We start from the raw sequence: 18,511 nt of genomic DNA on the forward strand, positions 1-18,511 counted from the left end.
CGAGTGGTATACGGGCGCTCCGATGCGTACCCCGAGCTTCGCCCTGGTCTCGCTCGCTCTCGCCCTCCTCGCCTGCGGTGGCTCGACGCCCGAGCCCGTGACGCCGCCGAACACCGACGCGGACACGGTCAAGACGAGCTTCACAGCGACGACAGAAAAGCCCGCGGATCCGCCGCCCGCGCCCGCCGCGAAGGCCGCATTCGATCCGGTGGCGATCGGCATGACGCCGGACGGCGCGCGCAAGCTCTGCGACGAGCACCTCGCGAAGGCAAAGGGCCTCGTCAACGACATCAAGGCGCTGAAAGGCGCGCCGGCGGACAAGCTCACGTTCGCGTCGACGGTGGGCCGCTTCGACGACGTGATCCTCGAGCTCGCGAGTGCCGGCGAGTTCCCGTACCTGATGGGCGTGGCGCACCCGGAAGCGGCGGTGCGCGAGGCGGCGAAGGCCTGCGAGCCGAAGACGGACGCCTTCCAGACATCGCTCTGGCTCGACGCGGACGTGGCCGCGGTGATCCAGGCCTACGCGAAGAAGGGCGAGAAGCTCGAAGGCGAGCGCGCGCGCCTGCTCGCGGACGTGCTGCGTGACTTCCGGCGCAACGGGCTCGAGCTACCCGCGGAGAAGCAGGCGCGCCTGCGCGAGCTCAACGCCGAGATCACGAAGAAGGGCCAGGAGTTCATGTCGAACATCGGCGCTTCGACGGAGTGGATCGAGGTCGATCCGAAGGAGCTCGAAGGCCTGCCGAAGGAGTACGTCGCGAGCCACAAGCCGAACGACAAGAACAAGGTCCGCATCTCGACGGACTACCCGGACTACTTCCCGTTCATCACGTACGCGAAGAACCGCAAGCTCGCGCTCGAGCTCTACGTGAAGTTCACGAACCGCGGGGGCAAGCAGAACGTCCGGCTGCTCGAAGAGCTGCTCGCGCGGAGGACCGAGAAGGCGAAGCTGCTCGGCTACGAGACGTGGGCGGACTACGCGATCGAGCCGCGCATGGCGAAGAGCCGGAAGAACGTCCGCGAGTTCCTCGACAACCTCTCGGCCGCGCTGAAGGACCCGGTGAAGGGCGAGCTCGAGGAGCTGCGCAAGGAGCACGTGCGGCTCGGCGGGAAGAAGACGGACGTCCTCTATCCGGGGGATCGGTACTACCTCGAGGACAAGGTCCGGAAGGCCAAGTACAACTTCGACTCGCAGGCGCTCGCCGAGTACTTCGAGATCGGCGCGGTGAAGAAGGGCCTGCTCGACATCACCGCGCGGATGTACGGGCTCGAGTACCGCGAGGTGCCGGCCGCCGCGTGGCACCCAGACGTGACGGCGTACGAGGTGTGGTCGAAGGGCGAGAAGATCGGGAAGTTCTATCTCGATCTCTACGCGCGGGCCGACAAGTACAAGCACGCGGCGATGTTCGGCGTGCGCACGGCGAAGCGCCTGCCCGACGGGACGTGGCAACAGCCGATGGCCGCGCTCGTGTGCAACTTCCCGAAGTCGGAGGGCAGCCAGCCGGGCCTGATGTCGCACGAGGAGGTGACGACGTTCTTCCACGAGTTCGGCCACGTGCTGCATCAGCTCCTCACGCGCTCGGAGCTCGCGACGTACTCGGGCTCGAACGCGGTGCGCGACTTCGTGGAGGCGCCGTCGCAGATGTTCGAGGAGTGGGCGTGGTCGCGCGAGGTGCTCGACACGTTCGCGCGGCACTACAAGACGGGCGAGAAGATCCCGGACGCGCTCTTCGCGGCGATGACGAAGGCGCGCACGTTCGGGCTCGCGCTCGCGACGCAAAGGCAGCTCTTCCTCGCTTCGCTGGATCAGGAGCTCCACGCCCGCGCGACGCCGTTCGATACGACGAAGGTCGTCGAGGAGGTGCAAGGCAAGGTGGACGTGTTCCCGTACGTGAAGGGGACGCACTTCCAGTCGAGCTTCGGGCACCTCATCGGCTATGACGCCGGCTACTACGGCTACCAGTGGGCGCTGAGCCTGTCGCGCGACGTGCTGACGCGCTTCCGCAAGGAAGGCCTGCTCAACACGGCGACGGCCGAGGCATGGCGGACCGAGGTGCTGTCGAAGGGCGGCGGCGAGGACGAGCGGACGATGATCTCGCGCTTCCTCGGCCGCGCGCCGAGCCACGACGCGTACTTCGCGTACCTCAAGGGCAAGGAGTAATTCCCTCCCGCCCATAGCGCGTGGGGTGCGCGCGCCTCGCGCCCCCCACCGCTAAGGCTGTACCGAGATCCCCATCGCCTCGCGCAGCGTGGCGTGCCCCTCGGAGACCGTGAACCCGAGCAGATCGGCGATCTTCGTCTCCGCGTCGAGCGCGCCGCGCGGCTCGGCGCGGAGCAGCGTCGCGACCACGTCGAGACTGCCGCAGAGCAGGTAGCCCGCGCGCGTCGCGCATCGCTCCACGGCCGCGGCCCAGCGCGGTAGGTCTGGACGAACGCTCGCGGCGGCGAACGCGGAGACGGCTTCTTCCAGCGCCTTGCGTTGCTCCTCGTCGAGGTGCGCTTCGAAGTGCGGCTTGAACGCGAGCACGACGTCGCGGACCTTCGCGGGAATCGGCTCGTTCGGCAGTGCGATCGCGATGGCGGTGACGAAACACGCGCTGAGCTCTTCGAGCGACGGATAAAAGAGCAGGAGCCGGTGGTGGCCCACGTGGTACGTGAGGTGCCGGCCCACGAGGAACGCGAGCTCCGCGAGCGTGCGGCCGCGCAGCGCGTGTTGACCCGCGAGGACCGTGGCGTCCGCCGCGGGGATGGCCACGAGGCTCACGGCGGCGTCCTCGCGCACGTACACGTCGGGCGGCGTCACGCCGAGGAAATGGCTACCCCAGGCGAACGAGCGCACGATCGAGATCGTGCTGCGCTGAAGGTCCTGCTTCTGCGACGGATCGAGCGCCGGGAGCCTTCCTTCATCGGCGAGCTGTTCGAGACGCGCGGCGATCGCGGCGCCCGCGATCGCTTCGAGTACGCCTTCGGTGAGCGTGTCCCTTCGCTCGTCCCGCAAGAGATCCCAGCCCTCGGCGGGCATCGCGCTCAGGAAGCGCGGCACGCCGTTCGGCTTGTGCTCGTCGTAGAGGAAGCGCTCGCGCGACTCGGCGACGCCGAGGTGCGCGGTGACGACCGACGCGGCGAACGCGACGTCCGGCTGCCGGAGCTTCTGCGCGACGTCGAAGATGTCGTGGAAGGACTGAGCGCGCTGCGGATCGAGCTTCGCCGCGTCGCGCAGGTGGACGAGCGCGCGCTCGTGCCGGCCGATCGTGCGCGCGAGATCCGCGACGACGAGGTGGCCGCCGAGATCGTCGGGCCGCTCGTCGACCGAGCGCTCGAAGTAGGCGAGCGCGACGAGCGGATCCTCCAGATGATCGCGGAAGAGGAGCCCGAGGCGACGCCCGATCTCCCACGCCGCGCGGCGCCGCGCCTCGCCCTGCGGCAGCCGATCGAGGCGGGAAAGCGCGCGCCGGTAGATCGCTTCGAGCTGGCTCCACTCCTGCCGCTCCGAGAGGATCCGCGCGAGGGTGTCGAGCGGCTCGAGCATGCTGGAGTCGCTGTCGATCGCGAGCTCGAGCATCTCGATCGCGAGCTCGTCGCGGCCGATGTCCTGGCAATACGTCGCGAGCTCGAGGTACGTCGCGGCGCGATCGCGCGGGACCGGCGTGAGCTCCGCGATGCGGCGGCGGGTCTCGATCGCCTTGTCGATCTCGCTCGTGTGCTCGTACAGGCGGCGGAGCTTGCCGAGCACCACGAGATCCTCGGGGCGGATGTCGCGGGCGCGCTCGAACGACGAGCGTGCACGCGCGGAATCGGAGCCGATGCTCTCCCAGCGCTCGCCGAACTCCATCAGGTGCTCGAAGCGCTCGGTCTGGCTCGTGAGCGTCGCGAGCAGGCGCTCCTCGGCGGCGTGGACGGCGCGGAAATCACGCTCGGCCACGTTGAGCACGACGAGCGCTTCGAGCGCGGGGCGGTACTCGGGGCGCAGCGTGAGCGCCTTGTCGAGGTTCGAGATCGCTTCCTTGCGCTTCTCCTGGCTCCACTTCGCGGTCGCGAGGCGAACGTAGAGCTCGGCGCGCTCCTCGGTGTCGCCGGGCGCGAGGTGGCCGAGCGCCTTTCGATACTCGGCGAGCGCGCCCTCGTGATCCCTGGAGGCGAGCATCGCGTCGCCCGCGTCGCGATGGCGCACCGCGGGCGACGTCTCCACCGCCGGCGGCGTCTCGGGCGCAGGCGAAGCATTCGTCGACGTGGTCGGCGCGTCCGGCGGCGAGGAGATGCGAGGCGACGCGACCGTGGTCGCCGAAGGCTCGGGGATCGCCGGCACGACGGTGATGCGCGGCGCAGGCGCAGGCGTGATCTCATCGGCCTGCGGGCTCGGCGTCGTCGCGGGCGCGACCGATGGCGGCGAAGGCTCCTGGATGATGACGCGAGGGACCGACGCTTCGGGGCGCGTGAACGAGCGATCCTCGGGCAACGTCGTCGCCACGTACGCCGCAGAGGGCTCGCTCGCCTGGAGGATCGGCGCAGGTTCGGGCGCGATCTCCGGCGCAGGTTCCGGCGCGATCTCCGGCGCGACCTCCGCCGCGGGCTCCGGCGCGATCTCCGGCGCGGGCTCGGCTGCCTTGGCCTCGGGCGACGTCGAGCTCGGCATGATGCGCGAGCGCAACGTCGTCGCGGGCCCGCCCTCGCCGAACGCGCCGTCGTCGAGCACGACGTCCACGCTCGACGGCATGTTCTCCGGTGAGATCTCCCGGAGCGGCGGCGCATCGATGGCCTCGACGCGCACGGAGCGCGCGAGCGGCTTGCCGAGAGATCCGAGCAGCGCCTCGGCCGCCTCCGATTCGAGCGTCACCTCTTCGAGGCGCTCGCCGAGCGCCAGCGCTTCCGCGTCGAGCGTCGCGGGCGCGTCCGCCATCGCCGGCACGCCCGCGTCTTTCCAGATCGCCGATCCGACGGGCACCGGGATGAGCGCGAACGGCGTCCAGCCGCGCGCGTGCGCGAAGCACGGCACCACGCCGACGAGCCCTTCCTTGATGCGCTCGTAGAGCATCCGCGCGAGCAGACCCGTCTCCGCGTCCGCGTCGTCGAACGCGTTGATGAGCGCGCGCGTGAACGGCGACGGCCGCTCCTCGATGGCGGGCGACGAGGGCCGCGCCGCGATGAGAAGCTCGATCCCGCTGCGCTGCGGGCTCACGGCATCCTTCGCGGCGGCCACGACGGTCGCGCTGCGGAACGGATCGGCGGGCGCGGGCGCGTGGCGGCACTCGAGCACGAAGAGCACGGGCCCCGACACGTGATCGTGAAAGACGGCGACCACGTCCGCGAGCGCATCGCCCGTCTGCGGGTTTTCGGGATCGAGGCAAAGGAAAAACTCGCCGTCGACCGAGACCGCGACCGGGCTCGAGACATAGAAGAGGATCTCGTCCTCCGGGCCCGGCTTGCGCTCGTTGAAGAGCGTGTCGAGCTGCTCGGCGAGATCCACGTGGGGATCGATGTCCACCACCTCGAACGCCGTGTCTTCCAGGGGAAGACGCGAGCGGAGGATGTCGCCGTCGAGCGCGCCCGGCGGGGCGCGCATGTCGGAGAGGAGCGAGGGCGTCGCGACGATCGCCAAGCGCATCAGGCTGCTCCCGGGCCGCGGGCCTTCATCGAATCCGGGAATCTACCAGGCCTCGGGCACGGAGAGCGCGGCGAACGACAAGCCCCCGAGGGCCAGGCGCTTCCGGTATCCTGGGCCGCACCGAAGTCGGAGAGGCTCACGGGCCGAACGCCTGCGCCGTGGGCAGACGCCCGACCAGCTCGGCGCCGTTCGCCGGGCGGCGCTCGTCCGGGCCGATGCACACGTCGGCGACGGCGCGCCACCGCGCGGCCTCGTCCGCGGCGATGCCCCGCTCCCCGAGCCTGTGGAGCACGTCTTCGAGCACGCGGCCGTAGCCGTACACGTCGTCGCGCGGGTCGCTCGCTCGGCCGGCGATACGTTCGGGCGAGACGTATCCGGCGCTGCCGCCTTCCCCGCGGGCGCCGAGCGGACGAGCGATGCCGAAGTCGCCGAGCAAGGGCTCCCCGGTGTCCCGGAGGAGCACGTTCGCCGGCTTGACGTCCGCGTGGACGAACCCTCCGGCGTGCAGCCGCGCGAGCGCCCGGGCGAGCGGGAGCGCCCAGCGATCGATCGGGACGAGCGCCGCGAGATCTCCCCGCGCAAGCACGTCGCGCACCGAGCCCCGCGGGATCCACTCGAGCGCGAGCCAGCCTTCCTCGGGATCCGCGTCGAGCACGCGGATCACGCCGGGTCCACGCATCCGATCGGCGAGCCGCGCCTCGCGTTCGAGGTGCTCTCGGTCACGACCACGCCGATGGTAGACCTTGAACGCGAGGCGCCGACCGAGCAGCTCGTCCTCGGCCTCGTAGACGGTCCCGGCGCCGCCACGCGCGACTTCGCGCAAAAGCCGAAACGGCGCGCGTGCGCCGGCGTCCGTCACGACCGTGGCCTCGTCGAGCCGTCGCGCCGGACCGGGCGCTGCGCCGAGCGCCGCGCGCCATCGCGTGTGCCGCTCCCGCGCGCCCGGCGTGTCGATGCTCCGCGCGAGCACGCGCTCGATCGTTCCGAGCGCCCGCGGAAGCTGACCGAGCGAAGCGTGCAGATCCGCCGCAAGCAAAAGTGCCGGCGTGCTCGACGCGTTCGCCAGCGCTTCGAGCGCGCCCTTCTCGTCGCCGCGCGCAGCGAGGATGTCCGCGCACGCGAGCCGCACGGCCTCGGGCACCACGTGATCCTCGGCGGCTTCGAGCACACGCGCCGCGGCCTCGGCTTCGCGCACCGTCCCGCGCGCCTTGCGCAAGAGCAGGATCGCTTGCTCCTCGCTCGGGCCATCCGGCGCGCCCACGCGCGCGAGCTGCGCGAGCTCGGCGGACACCTCGTCCATCACGGGGCGGGCGCGCTCGCCGCGTCTCTCTTCCACCGCGGTGTTCGCGCGCTCGTCCGCGCCGCGCGGGGCCTCCTCATCCGCGGCCTCCTCGCTCTCGCCGAAGAGCCGCCCCTTGATCCTCCGCCACAAACTCACGCGCCGCTCCCGCTCCCTTCGCGGCTCCCCGCAGCCACGCGCAGCACCACGGGCCCGCCGCGGCTCGCGCGGATCTCGTCGCCCATGCAGAGCTCGACCTCGGCGGCGAGCTCGAACTCGCCCAGGATCGGCCGTGGCGCTCCGCTCGGCGTCCGCAGCACCACGAACCCGCTGTCGCCGTGCACCACGCGATCGACGTGCAGCGCGCCCACGACGAGCGGACCGAGCGGCGCGAGGAAACGCATCCCGGCGACCGTCACGATCACACCGTCCGGCACGAGGTCTTGCTCGGGCGACGCCGTCGGCCGCTCGATCCCGCACGGCACCTCGCCCCCGAGCTCCAGGCGAATCCCCTGGCTCACCGGGATCGCGCCCTGGATCCGCGCGCCGGCGAGCATCGTCCCGTTCCGCGTGTCGAGATCCTCCACGAAGATCTCGCTCCCCTCGCGGCGAATGCGCAGGTGCGTGCGGCTCACGGCCCGCGCGCCGATGAGGATCGTCGCTTCGCCGCGGCCGATCGTCACCTCCTCGCCGAGCGCCACGCGAAAGAATTTTCCGCCGATCTCCAGATCCGCGAGCGGCCCCGTCGCGAGCCGCGCGCGGATCGCGCGAGCCGCATCGGCGACCACGTCGTCGTCTCGCTCGGCGAGCGCGGCCCGCGCGACCTCGAGCGCTGCGCGACGCTCGGCGGTCCTGTCGAGATCGGCCACGCGCCTCCGCACGTCGGTCACTTCGCGGACCTTGCGCGACTCGGCGTGCGAGGCCTTGAGGCGCTCTTCGAGCTTCTCGATCGCGCCCATCTCCGTGAGCACCCGGATCTCCGACTCGGCGTCCCCGAGCTCCGCGTAGATCTCGGCTGCGCGTTCGAGCTCCCCAGCGCCTTCGAGATCACGGGCGACACGCGCGAGCTCGCTCTTCAGCGAGGCCCCGCCACGGGCGCGGATCACGTCGAGCGTGAGCCGGGCCTTGCGACCGAGCGCGCGCTTCTGGATCTCCTCGCTCTTCGCGGTCCGCGCGGCGACGTCGCAGAACGCGATCCGTTGTTCGACCGATCCTTCCGCGTCGGCGCGCAGGAGCAAGACGCGCGCCGCGTCGTCCGGCATCTCGGCTTCGACGTACAGCGTGGCCGCGGAAGCGAGGTCACCGGCGAGCTCCCGGGCGCGCGCCTCCTTTGCTCGTCGGCCCTCGCCCCAGCGCAGGAAGCGATCGAAGAGACCCACTGGGCGGCATGGTAGCGCGGCTCGGAAGCGCAGGGCGAGACCTGTTGACTCTCCCCTTCCCTCCGCGGACCATCGGAGGCTCGATGTCCAACTTCACGACCGGCCAGACCCGCCTGGGCGAGCTGCTCGTCCGCGAGAAGCTCATCAGCTTGCAGCAGCTCCGCCAGGCGCAGGAAGAGCAACGGAAGAGCGGTACCAACCTGGGCCAGGTGCTGACCAAGCTCGGCTACCTGTCCGACGACGACATCGCGAGCTTCCTCGCCACGCAGTACGGCGTCCCCGTCGCCGACCTCGACGGCACGGAGTTCGATCCCGACGTCCTGAAGCTCGTCCCGCGCGAAGTCTGCGAAAAGCAGAAGATCATCCCGCTGTTCCGGTCGGGCACCTCGCTCGTCGTGGCGATGGCGGATCCCACGAACCTCCACGCGATCGACGACATCAAGTTCCTCACGGGCTCGATCGTCGAGCCGCGCGTCGCCTCCGAGGGCGCGATCACCCAGGCCATCGAGCGCGCCTACTCCGCCGGCCCCTCGTACGACGAGATGCTCGCCGAGTTCGGCGACGAGCAGGTCGACTTCACGGTCGACACCGAGGACGTCAACGTCCTCGAGCTCGAGAAGGCCGCCGAGGGCGCGCCGGTCGTGAGGCTCGTGAACGCGATCCTCCTCAACGCCATCAAGAAGGGCGCGAGCGACATCCACATCGAGCCGTACGAGAAGAAGCTCCGCGTCCGGTACCGCATCGACGGCGTGCTCGTGGAGGAGATGCAGCCTCCGATGAAGCTCAAGAACGCGATCGCGAGCCGGCTCAAGATCATGAGCTCGCTCGACATCGCCGAGCGCCGCTTGCCGCAGGACGGCCGCATCAAGCTCAAGCTCGGCAAGGGCAAGGAGATGGACTTCCGCGTCTCCGTCTGCCCGACGATCTGGGGCGAGAAGATCGTCATGCGCCTCCTCGACAAGTCGAACCTCCAGCTCGACATGACGAAGCTCGGCTTCGACAAGAAGCCGCTCGACGACTTCCAGTGGGCGATCAACCAGCCCTGGGGCATGGTCCTCGTCACGGGCCCCACGGGCTCCGGCAAGACCACGACGCTCTACTCCGCGCTCTCCGAGCTCAACCAGATCGAGACGAACATCAGCACCGCCGAGGATCCCGTCGAGTACAACCTCCACGGCATCAACCAGGTGCAGATGCAGGACTCCATCGGCCTGAACTTCGCGGCCGCCCTGCGCTCCTTTTTGCGCCAGGACCCGGACATCATCATGGTCGGCGAGATCCGCGACTTCGAGACCGCCGAGATCGCGGTCAAGGCCGCGCTCACGGGCCACATGGTGCTCTCGACGCTGCACACGAACGACGCGCCGTCGACGATCTCGCGCCTGCTCAACATGGGCATCGAGCCCTTCCTGATCACGGCGAGCGTGAACCTCGTCCTCGCGCAGCGCCTCGCGCGGAAGACCTGCGCCGACTGCAAGCAGCCCTTCAAGCAGGACCCGCGCACGCTCGCCGACTTCGGCTTCACGCCCGATCAGATCAAGAACGCCAAGCTCATGAAGGGCGCGGGCTGCAAGACGTGCAACGGCTCGGGCTACAAGGGCCGCGTCGCGCTCTACGAGGTCATGCGCTTCACGGACAACCTGAAGGAGCTCGTCCTCCAGGGCGCCTCGACCGCGGAGCTCAAGACGGCCGCGATCAAGAACGGGATGATGACCCTGCGCATGGCGGGCATCGAGAAGGTGATGCAGGGCATGACGACGACCGAGGAGGTCGGTCGCGTCACGATGGGAGACTAGCCATGACCGCGGAGACGCCGGGGCGCGAGCCCCTCCGTTACACGATCCAGCAGCTCCTCAAGGTCATGGTCGACAAGGGGGCGAGCGACATGCACATCACGCGGAACTCGCCTCCGCTCCTGCGCATCGACGGCTCGGTCGTCCCGCTCAAGCTGCCGCCGCTCTCCGACGAGGACACGAAGGAGCTCTGCTACTCGGTCCTCAGCGAGGATCAGAAGATCGTCTTCGAGAAGAAGAACGAGCTCGACCTCTCGTTCGGCCTGTCGAGCATCTCCCGCTTCCGCGCCAACATCTTCATGCAGCGCGGCGCCGTCGCGGGCGCGTTCCGCCAGATCCCTTTCAAGATCCTGAGCTTCGACGATCTCGGCTTGCCGCCCGTCGCCTCCGAGATCGCCAACAAGCCGCGCGGCCTCGTCCTGGTCACGGGACCGACCGGCTCCGGCAAGAGCACCACGCTCGCGAGCATCATCGACAAGGTCAACTCCGAGCAGCGCTTGCACATCATCACGGTCGAGGACCCGATCGAGTACATCCACAACCATAAGCTCTCGGTCGTGAACCAGCGCGAGGTCGGCGCCGACACGGCGTCGTTCAAGGACGCGCTCAAGTACATCCTCCGCCAGGATCCGGACGTCGTGCTCGTCGGCGAGATGCGCGACCTCGAGACGATCGAGGCGGCGCTGACGATCGCCGAGACGGGCCACCTCGTCTTCGCCACGCTCCACACGAACAGCGCGGTCTCCTCGATCAACCGCATCATCGACGTCTTCCCTGCGCACCAGCAGTCGCAGGTCCGCGCGCAGCTCAGCTTCACGCTCGCCGCGGTCATGACGCAGCAGCTCGTGCCCAAGGTCGGCGGAGGCCGCGCGCTCGCGGTCGAGGTCATGGTGCCGAACGCGGCCATCCGGAACCTCATCCGCGAGGACAAGCTCCATCAGATCTACTCGCAGATGCAGGTCGGCCAGGCGGGCAGCGGCATGCAGACGATGAACCAGTGCCTCTACGGCCTCTACCAGCGCCGCTTGATCTCGCTCGAGGACGCGCTCGCGCATGCCGGTGACATCGAGGAGCTGCGCGCCATGATCGAAGGGCGTGCCGTCCGCCGCGGCCCTGCGACCTAGCGAGCCCGGCGGATCCAGCCTCCCGCCGAAGTCCCCGAATCCCTCCCGTAAGAAACAAAGCAGGAGTTTTGACACCCCACCGCCCGTTCAGTAGGGTAGGCGCTGCGATGCAAGGGCTCACCGAGCGCCAACAGCAGGTTCTGCATTACATCCGCCAGTCCATCAACGAGCGGGGGTATCCGCCCACGCTGCGAGAGATCGGCGCGCACATGGGCATTCGCTCCACGAACGGGGTGAACGACCATCTGCGTGCGCTCGAGCGGAAGGGGTACTTGACGCGGGAGGACATGAAGAGCCGCGCCTTGCGGCCGAAGGACATGTCCGCGAACGCCCGAGCCGACGAGCCGATCTCGTTGCCCGAGGCGCCCGAGGACGACCTCTGCGAGGTCCCGGTCGTCGGCCGGATCGCTGCGGGTCTGCCGCTCCTCGCCGAGGAGCACCTCATCGACACGGTCCGCATCGATCGGATGCTCGTGCGCGGGGGTCGCGAGATCTTCGGCTTGAAGGTCACGGGCGACTCGATGATCGAGGCCGGCATCCTGAACGGCGACTACATCTTCGTGCGTCGCCAGCCCACGGCGCAGCGCGGCGAGATCGTGGTGGCGCTCATCGGGGACGAGGCGACGGTCAAGTACTACTTCCCCGAGAAGGACTACGTCCGGTTCCAACCGGCGAACTCGAAGATGGCCCCGATCCTCGTGCGGGCCTCGGACTTCAAGCCGACGATGCTGCTCGGCGTCGTGGTCTCGGTATTCCGCCGGCTTTGACCGTATCCCGCGTGTCACAGCACCGTTGACGCGCGGCGCGCACGCTTGATAGCGTCCCGGACACGGATGGGAGCGACGGATCGGTTCCGTCGTCGCTCCAGAAAGAACGCGATCGTGAAGGCGCACGTGCGGCGGTTCCGAGCTTGGGTGCTGGCAGCGGTGGGAGGCCTCCTTCTCATCGGCGCGACCGGCTGTGGTGGATCGATTTACGCGATCACCTCGAGCAGCGCTTCCTCGAAGCTCGAGACGGCGGAGGCGCTCGGCGCCGAGCGCTACGCGCCCTACGAGTTCTGGTACGCGAAGGAGCACCTCCACAAGGCCATGGAAGAGGCCTCGACCGCTGACTACGGCGACGCGATCAAGTTCGCGAGCACGGCGGAAGAGTACGCCGACAAGGCCATCGTTCTCGCGAAGCAGGCGCACGAAGGATCGGGCCGATGAAGAGCACGCGCGGCGCTACCAAGATGCAGAAGCCGGCTCGTCGTCCGGCGGATCGTTCGTACGGGCGCTGGGCGCTGCCGGCGCTCGTCGTCGTGGCGCTCGGGCAGGCCTCGTGCTCGCAGGTGTCGGGCATGCGTGGCGACATCGAGGGCCTCACGAAGATCGCGGGACAGGCGGAGCGCAACGGCGCGATCCGCTGCGCGCCGCGTGAGCTCGCGACGGCGAAGAGCCACCTCACGTTCGCGGAGACGGAGCTCGATCAGGGCTTCTTGTTCAAGGCGAAGGCGCACCTCGACATCGCGCGCGCGAACGCGCACGCGGCCTATGATCTCTCGCCGCCGCAGAAGTGCGCCGAGCGTGGCTTCGTCGAGGAGGAGGCGCCGCCGCCGCCGCCGCCCCCGCCGCCGCCTCCTGGAGATTGCGACGGCGACGGCTACCTCGATCCGCAGGACACGAAGTGCCCGTGCGAGGCCGAGACGTGGAACGGCTTCCAGGACGAGGACGGCTGCCCCGACGATCCGGACACGGACGGCGACGGCCTTCCGAACTCGAAGGATAGCTGCGTCCTCGTGCCCGAGGACAAGGACGGCTACCTCGACGACGACGGTTGTCCGGAGCTCGACAACGACCTCGACACGATCCTCGACGACGCGGACAAGGATCCCGCGACGGGCAAGAGCTGCGCGAACGAGCCCGAGGATCCGGACGGGTACGAGGATGTCGACGGCTGCCCCGAGCCGGACAACGACAAGGACACGGTCCCGGATCTCGAGGACCAGTGCCCGAACGAGCCCGGCGTGGTGGGCGGCGACAAGCCTGGGTGCCCGAAGAAGCCTTCTCTCGTCATCGTGACGGAGAAGGAGATCAAGATCACCCAGCAGATCCACTTCGAGTTCGACAAGGACAAGATCAAGCCCGACAGCTTCGCGATCCTCGACGCTGTCGCGCAGGTTCTTCAGGACAACCCGAAGATCAAGATCGAGATCCAGGGCCACACGGACAACAAGGGTTCGGCCGTGTATAACAAGAAGCTCTCGGATCGCCGCGCTGCGGCCGTCCTGAAGTACCTCGTCGCGAAGGGCATCGATCCGAGCCGGCTCACGTCGCACGGCTACGGTATGGAAGTTCCCCTCGTGCCGAATACGACCGATCAGAATCGCGCGCTGAATCGACGCGTGCAATTTGTCCGGACCGAAGGTCAGAAGTAAAACCTCGGTACCGACGAGCCCTCCCCCATCGCTCCTCCCGGAGGACAGACCGCCGTGCATCTCCGTCCGTTTGGGTCGTTCGCTGCCTTTGCGCTTTCCGCTGTCGTCGTAGGTGGCCTTTGTGGCTATCCGGGCGCGGCCTTCGCTGCAGGCGAGAAGGACAAAGAGGCCCTCAAGCTCCACGACCAGGCGATGGACGAGGACTACCTCGCCGTCGAGTTCGACAAGGCCGAGAAGAAGCTCAAGGACGCGCTCAAGAAGTGCGGCGACGATGGTTGCAGCCCAAAGGTTTTGGGCAAGCTCCACATCGCGCTCGGCACGGTCTACGGCGGCTCGAACAAGCTCGACAAGGCCAAGGAAGAGTTCGTCGAGGCCCTCAAGGCCGACCCGAACGCCGCGCTGATCGAGTCGCTCACCACGCCTGAGCTGACGAAGGCCTTCGAAGAGGCCAAGAAGCAGGCGAAGCCGAGCAAGCCCGCCGGCCCGTCGAAGCCTCCGCCGAGCGAGGACGGCGAGGAACCCGCCGAGAAGCCCGGCGGGGATCTCGAGCACACGCCGATCGCGGAGCAGGCGGTCAACACGCCCGTGCCCGTGTTCATCGAGGTCGGCGAGGACGTCACGGTCGCGAAGGCGACGCTCCGGTACAAGCCCTTCGGCGCCTCGAAGTGGACCTCGCTCGAGATGCAGCGCGTCGGCAACGGCTGGGGCGCAGAGATCCCGTGCGCGGACGTCACCACGACGGGTGACATCAAGTACTACATCGTCGTCACGGACGAAGCCGGCGAGCAGCTCAAGGCGGGCTCGCAGAAGGATCCGTACCGCGTTCCGATCAAGCGCGAGCTCGAAGGTGACGAGCCCTCGCTGCCGGGCAAGAAGCCCCCGCGGCAGTGCAAGGCGAAGGAAGACTGCCCGCCGGGCCTGCCGGGCTGCGAGAAGACCTCCACGGAGAAGCGCGGCGAGAAGGGCTGGGGCGCGACCTGCGAGGCCGATCAAGAGTGCCAGGCCGGGCTCATCTGCCAGAACGGCCAGTGCGAAGAAGGCAAGCGCGACGGCGACGACACCGGCCCCCAGCCCGCCGGCAAGGGCAAGAAGAACATCATCGGCCTCGGCGGTCAGCTCGACCTGATGCTGATCAGCAGCGCCGAGAACGTCTGCTCGGGCTCCAACGAAGCGTATTACTGCTTCTACCCCGGCAGCAGCGACCGCTTCTTCGGCGATCCGATCGCGGCGCAAGGCACGAACGGCATCCAGGGCGGCTTCGCGCCGGCCGGCGGCCGCGTCTTCGCCTCGTACGATCGCGAGTTCGTCAAGCTCGGCTCGGGCGCGCTCGGCGCGGGCTTGCGCTTCGGCATCGCGTTCGGCGGGCACCCCTCGTCCGATCAGCAGCCGCCGAACGAGCTCCACGCGACCATGTCGAGCTTCCCGCCCATCCACGGCGAGCTGCGCGGCTGGTACTCGTTCCTCGGCAGCCAGTTCGAGCAGGGTCAGGTCCGTCCGTTCGGCTTCATCGGCGTGGGCCTCGCGAAGGTCTCGGCGGCCGTGCCCGTCACCGTCTGCGACAAGCTGCAGAAGAACGGCGAGGACAAGATCGATCCGGCCGACGATAGCTGCCCCGGCAGCACGCCTGCCATCAGCCGTGACCTCGACGCCTACCAGATCTCGGGCCTCAACTTCGTCTCGGTCGGCGCCGGCGCCACCTACGCCTTCACGCCGAACTTCGGCGTGACCGCCGAGATCAAGGCGATGTTCATGCTGACCACGTTCGCCGTGGTCATCGCGCCCTCCCTCGGCCCCGTCTTCGCCTTCTGAAATCTGTCCGCGTCGCTCGACGCGCGACCAGACTCCTCCACGAAAATTCGTCCGTACACCAACGATCTTCGATGCACTACGCCCTTTGTCGGCGAGCGCTAGAAGATCGCTGGTGAGCTACGAGAGTTTCCAGATCGACGTAATCGAGCTCGGCAGCCGCGGCGTTCCGCTCACGGTGGCCAACGTCGTCGCGCACTTGCGGGTGCCACCCGCGCGCGTGCAGCGAGCGCTCGACCGGATGGCTCGTGAGGGGCTGCTCGATCTCGAGGTCGACGAGAACGAAGGGTTCGTCGTCTATCGCGTCCGCGGCCTCTCCACGATCGCGCGGCGCGCGCGCCCTCGCGAAACGCGGCCGACGCGGGCCGCATGCTCGACGCCCGCGACGTATGCGCGGCACAGCCCGCTCACGGTCGAGCGGAAGAGCGTGACGGTCGCGGTCGTGCTCGGCGCGCTCGTCCCTGGGATCGGCCTCGCGTACGCCGCGCCGCTGCGCGTGGTGCTCGCCGCGTCGCTCCTCGTGCTGGTGTTCGGCAAGGTGCTCGTCGCGACCTTCATCTTCGCGCCTCTGTTCTGGGTGTTCGCGATCGGCGTGTCCGCGCTCTTCGGCGGCCTCTACGCCGTTCGCTACAACCAGGAAGGACACCGCGCGCGGCTGCTCTCCTGAACGTCGCAACGATCTCGCAGCGTTCTGCGTCGACGCTCGTGTTGCTCGTGAGGCGCGCGGGAGTCCTCGCGCGACACATGAAGCTCGCGCGTGTAGCTACGTGAGGATCTGGAACAACGACAGCAGCGTGCCTGCGTCGTGATGCTCGAAGCGGATGCCGGCCCGCGTGCGACGACCGCCGGGCGTGCCGCGGCGGATCCAGGCGACGGTGCCGTTCAAGCGGAGCGGGTCCCAGAGCGACGGCGTCGTCACTTCGAGGGTGACGGACGTATCGGGGGTGAGCTCATTTCCCGCGGCGGCCGAAATATCGCGCTCGAGGACCTCGATGCCGGCGCCGCCGAGGCCGAGGTCCCGGATGGTGACGCCGCGGGCGCGGCCCTCCTGGTCGAGGAGGGTGGCCTCGAGCTCCATGCGCTTTCGTCCGTGCGCGCGGAAGTGGTCCCGAACGGACATGCGAAAATGATATCTCTATCGTAGAGGCGACACATGCGCGGCGCGCTCGATCCGCGAGATCGGCGAGCGGGCTCGAGCGTGGAGCGCGTCTCTGGGCAAACGAGGGCGCGAAAACTTTCCGGCCAGAGGCCGTTACAACGTAGTTGGGTTTGTGCGCGACCTCAAGGTAACATCCGCGCCGCTGCTCGCGCCGGGGCGACCCGGAGCGACCCTTCGTTGATCGAGATGGGAGCTCTACCCTGATGGCTGAGGACACTCGTAAGGACCCGCGGGCGAAGGTGCTCTCGATGACCGTGCGCTACAAGAGCGCCACCGTCGACGAGTTCATCGAGAACCATTCACATGACGTGAGCAAGGGCGGCATCTTCATCAAGACGTCGTCGCCCTTCCCCCCCGGGACGCTGCTCAAGTTCGAGATCCGCATCCAGGAGGAGAAGTCCGTGCTCAGCGGCGTGGGCCGCGTCGTCTGGAAGCGCGATTCGGATCAGTCGACGGACGAGTCGCCCGCCGGCATGGGCGTGAAGTTCATCAAGATCGACGACGACTCGAAGGCGATGATCCAGCGCCTCGTCGACAACCAGAAGGGTGGCCCGAACGCCTACGACGCGGGCAAACCCGAAGGCACGAGCGATGACGGCGACGGCGCGGCGACGCCTGCGCCCGCGGCGGCCGCGGCGAAGGCCGGTCCGCGCGCGTCGACGATGCTCGGGCTCGGCGCGGTCGGCGCTGCGGCGAAGGCCGCGGGCAAGCCGACGACGGGCGCCGACGACAAGAAGAGCGAATCGAGCGGCGGCGGCGGGTTCTTCCCGTCCACGACCCCCGAGCAGGACATGCCGCCGCCGGAGGAGCGCACCGTGATGCGCCAGGCCGCGGAGCTCCTGAAGCAAGCGCTCGCGGGCACGGGCAGCTCGCTCGACGACGTGAGCGGCGGCAAGATCGAGCTCGCCAAGGAAGCGCCGAAGGCCGAGGAGAAGAAGGCCGAGGAGAAGAAGGCCGAGCCCAAGGTCGAGGAGAAGAAGGCCGAAGAGCCCAAGGCCGAAGCGAAGGCCGAGGAGCCCAAGGCCGAAGAGCCCAAGGCCGAGGAGAAGGTCGAAGAGCCCAAGGCCGAGGAGAAGGCCGAAGAGCCCAAGGCCGAAGCGAAGGCCGAGGAGCCCGAGGCCGAGGCCGAGGAGAAGAAGGCCGACTCCGAGAAGCCGGTCTCGAAGAAGCCCGAGAGCAAGGCCGGATCGAGCACGAAGAAGAGCGACGGGGACGATCGCCGCGAGGCGAAGACCGTCGACGTGCGTGGCACGAAGGCGAAGACCGGCGAGGGCAAGAGCGGCGGCACGAAGCCCAAGGCTGCCGCAGCGAAGGCCGCGCCTCCGCCGCCCGAGCCCGTCGAGGAGAGCAGCGGCGGCGGTGGCCGCATCCTGACGATCCTGCTCATCGCGGCGGCGATCGGCGGCGGCCTCTTCCTCGCGCTCGGCCAGAGCAAGAACGAGACGCCGCCCGCGCCCACCCCGCAGGTCCAGCCGACGGTCAAGCCCGAGGTCAAGGCCGCGCCGACGCCCGCCCCGACCCCGGAGGTCGTGCCTGCGGCCTCGGCGTCGGCAGCGCCGGAGCCTTCGTCCTCGGCGAACGCGGCGCCCCCCACCACGGCGAGCGCAGCGGCGGCCCCCGCGACGGCGGCGCCCACCGCGGAGCCGAAGACCGAGACGAAGACCGAGCCCAAGGCCGAGCCCAAGGCCGAGCCCAAGGCCGAGCCGAAGCCCGCCGCGACGCCCGAGGCCGAGAAGCCGAAGCCGCCGCCGGCCGCGCCCAAGCCCCCCTCGGGCGGCGACGACTACGAGTGATCCACCGCGGGCGGCTGCGATCCGGCCGCCCGCGCTTCACTCGACCTCCCTCCCCTTCCGCTCCGATTCCTCCTCACGACCTCGTGTGCGTCCCGCGCTTCGCAGCGCAGGCGGATGCGTCGTGTCCATCTGTGAAACCCGTCGAGCTGCATGGTGCGCGCCG

General features: G+C 69.0%; 13 protein-coding genes. 9 read left to right on the forward strand and 4 right to left on the reverse strand.

The annotated features are described in order from the left end of the window. The first annotated feature begins 22 nt into the window (after positions 1-22). Positions 23-2,158 carry a M3 family metallopeptidase gene (locus tag QHF84_RS04535; protein ID WP_281311920.1) on the forward strand — a complete coding sequence of 712 codons (2,136 nt, stop codon included), beginning with the start codon at positions 23-25 and terminating at the stop codon, positions 2,156-2,158. Positions 2,159-2,209: 51 nt separating this feature from the next. Here the strand turns inward: QHF84_RS04535 and QHF84_RS04540 are convergent, their stop codons facing one another. The 3 genes from QHF84_RS04540 to QHF84_RS04550 form a co-directional block, all read right to left on the reverse strand. Beyond that, positions 2,210-5,599, reverse strand: coding sequence for a hypothetical protein (locus tag QHF84_RS04540; RefSeq protein ID WP_281311921.1), 3,390 nt, complete (start codon positions 5,597-5,599; stop codon positions 2,210-2,212). A 136-nt stretch (positions 5,600-5,735) separates the two neighbouring features. Then, positions 5,736-7,037, reverse strand: coding sequence for a serine/threonine-protein kinase (locus QHF84_RS04545; protein ID WP_281311922.1), 1,302 nt, complete (start codon positions 7,035-7,037; stop codon positions 5,736-5,738). Further along, positions 7,034-8,257, reverse strand: coding sequence for an FHA domain-containing protein (locus QHF84_RS04550; RefSeq protein WP_281311923.1), 1,224 nt, complete (start codon positions 8,255-8,257; stop codon positions 7,034-7,036). Before QHF84_RS04550 ends, QHF84_RS04545 begins: the two co-directional genes overlap by 4 nt. An 83-nt stretch (positions 8,258-8,340) precedes the next feature. Between QHF84_RS04550 and pilB the strand changes: the two genes are divergently transcribed. The 7 genes from pilB to QHF84_RS04585 all read left to right on the forward strand — a co-directional run bounded on the left by pilB (position 8,341) and on the right by QHF84_RS04585 (position 16,063). Then, positions 8,341-10,053, forward strand: a complete 1,713-nt coding sequence (gene pilB, locus QHF84_RS04555) for a type IV-A pilus assembly ATPase PilB (protein ID WP_281311924.1) — start codon at positions 8,341-8,343, stop codon at positions 10,051-10,053. A 2-nt stretch (positions 10,054-10,055) separates the two neighbouring features. After that, entirely contained in the window at positions 10,056-11,174 is a 1,119-nt protein-coding gene (locus tag QHF84_RS04560; protein WP_281311925.1) for a type IV pilus twitching motility protein PilT, read from the forward strand. 107 nt (positions 11,175-11,281) lie between these two features. Beyond that, positions 11,282-11,941, forward strand: coding sequence for a transcriptional repressor LexA (lexA, locus tag QHF84_RS04565; protein WP_281311926.1), 660 nt, complete (start codon positions 11,282-11,284; stop codon positions 11,939-11,941). A gap of 159 nt (positions 11,942-12,100) precedes the next feature. Beyond that, complete coding sequence (locus QHF84_RS04570; RefSeq protein ID WP_281311927.1) at positions 12,101-12,382, forward strand: DUF4398 domain-containing protein; 282 nt, start codon at positions 12,101-12,103, stop codon at positions 12,380-12,382. Then, positions 12,379-13,590, forward strand: coding sequence for an OmpA family protein (locus QHF84_RS04575; RefSeq protein WP_281311928.1), 1,212 nt, complete (start codon positions 12,379-12,381; stop codon positions 13,588-13,590). The genes QHF84_RS04570 and QHF84_RS04575 overlap by 4 nt, the downstream gene beginning before the upstream one ends. A 54-nt stretch (positions 13,591-13,644) precedes the next feature. Then, a complete protein-coding gene (locus QHF84_RS04580) occupies positions 13,645-15,399 on the forward strand; it encodes a hypothetical protein (protein WP_281311929.1) in 1,755 nt (584 codons plus the stop codon). 112 nt (positions 15,400-15,511) lie between these two features. Further along, the gene (locus QHF84_RS04585) at positions 15,512-16,063 is read left to right on the forward strand and encodes a helix-turn-helix domain-containing protein (protein ID WP_281311930.1); all 552 of its coding nucleotides are present in this window, start codon (positions 15,512-15,514) and stop codon (positions 16,061-16,063) included. Between the two features lie 96 nt (positions 16,064-16,159). Here QHF84_RS04585 and QHF84_RS04590 read toward each other — a convergent pair whose 3' ends face one another. Beyond that, positions 16,160-16,516 (reverse strand): PilZ domain-containing protein, encoded by a 357-nt coding sequence (locus QHF84_RS04590; RefSeq protein WP_281311931.1) that lies wholly within the window; start codon positions 16,514-16,516, stop codon positions 16,160-16,162. Between the two features lie 242 nt (positions 16,517-16,758). Here QHF84_RS04590 and QHF84_RS04595 point away from each other — a divergent pair, with 242 nt between their 5' ends. Beyond that, on the forward strand, positions 16,759-18,348 hold the full coding sequence (locus tag QHF84_RS04595) for a TIGR02266 family protein (protein WP_281311932.1): 1,590 nt from the start codon (positions 16,759-16,761) through the stop codon (positions 18,346-18,348). Positions 18,349-18,511: the final 163 nt, after the last annotated feature.

Origin of the sequence: Polyangium sp. y55x31 (genome assembly GCF_029946505.1) — a bacterium.
Lineage (GTDB): Bacteria > Myxococcota_A > Polyangia > Polyangiales > Polyangiaceae > Polyangium.

Coding starts and splice junctions, on each gene's coding strand:
- QHF84_RS04535 (WP_281311920.1), top strand. CDS start 23: ATGCGTACCCCGAGCTTCGCCCTGGTCTCGCTCGCTCTCGCCCTCCTC.
- QHF84_RS04540 (WP_281311921.1), bottom strand. CDS start 5,599: ATGCGCTTGGCGATCGTCGCGACGCCCTCGCTCCTCTCCGACATGCGC.
- pilB (WP_281311924.1), top strand. CDS start 8,341: ATGTCCAACTTCACGACCGGCCAGACCCGCCTGGGCGAGCTGCTCGTC.
- QHF84_RS04560 (WP_281311925.1), top strand. CDS start 10,056: ATGACCGCGGAGACGCCGGGGCGCGAGCCCCTCCGTTACACGATCCAG.
- lexA (WP_281311926.1), top strand. CDS start 11,282: ATGCAAGGGCTCACCGAGCGCCAACAGCAGGTTCTGCATTACATCCGC.
- QHF84_RS04575 (WP_281311928.1), top strand. CDS start 12,379: ATGAAGAGCACGCGCGGCGCTACCAAGATGCAGAAGCCGGCTCGTCGT.
- QHF84_RS04590 (WP_281311931.1), bottom strand. CDS start 16,516: ATGTCCGTTCGGGACCACTTCCGCGCGCACGGACGAAAGCGCATGGAG.
- QHF84_RS04595 (WP_281311932.1), top strand. CDS start 16,759: ATGGCTGAGGACACTCGTAAGGACCCGCGGGCGAAGGTGCTCTCGATG.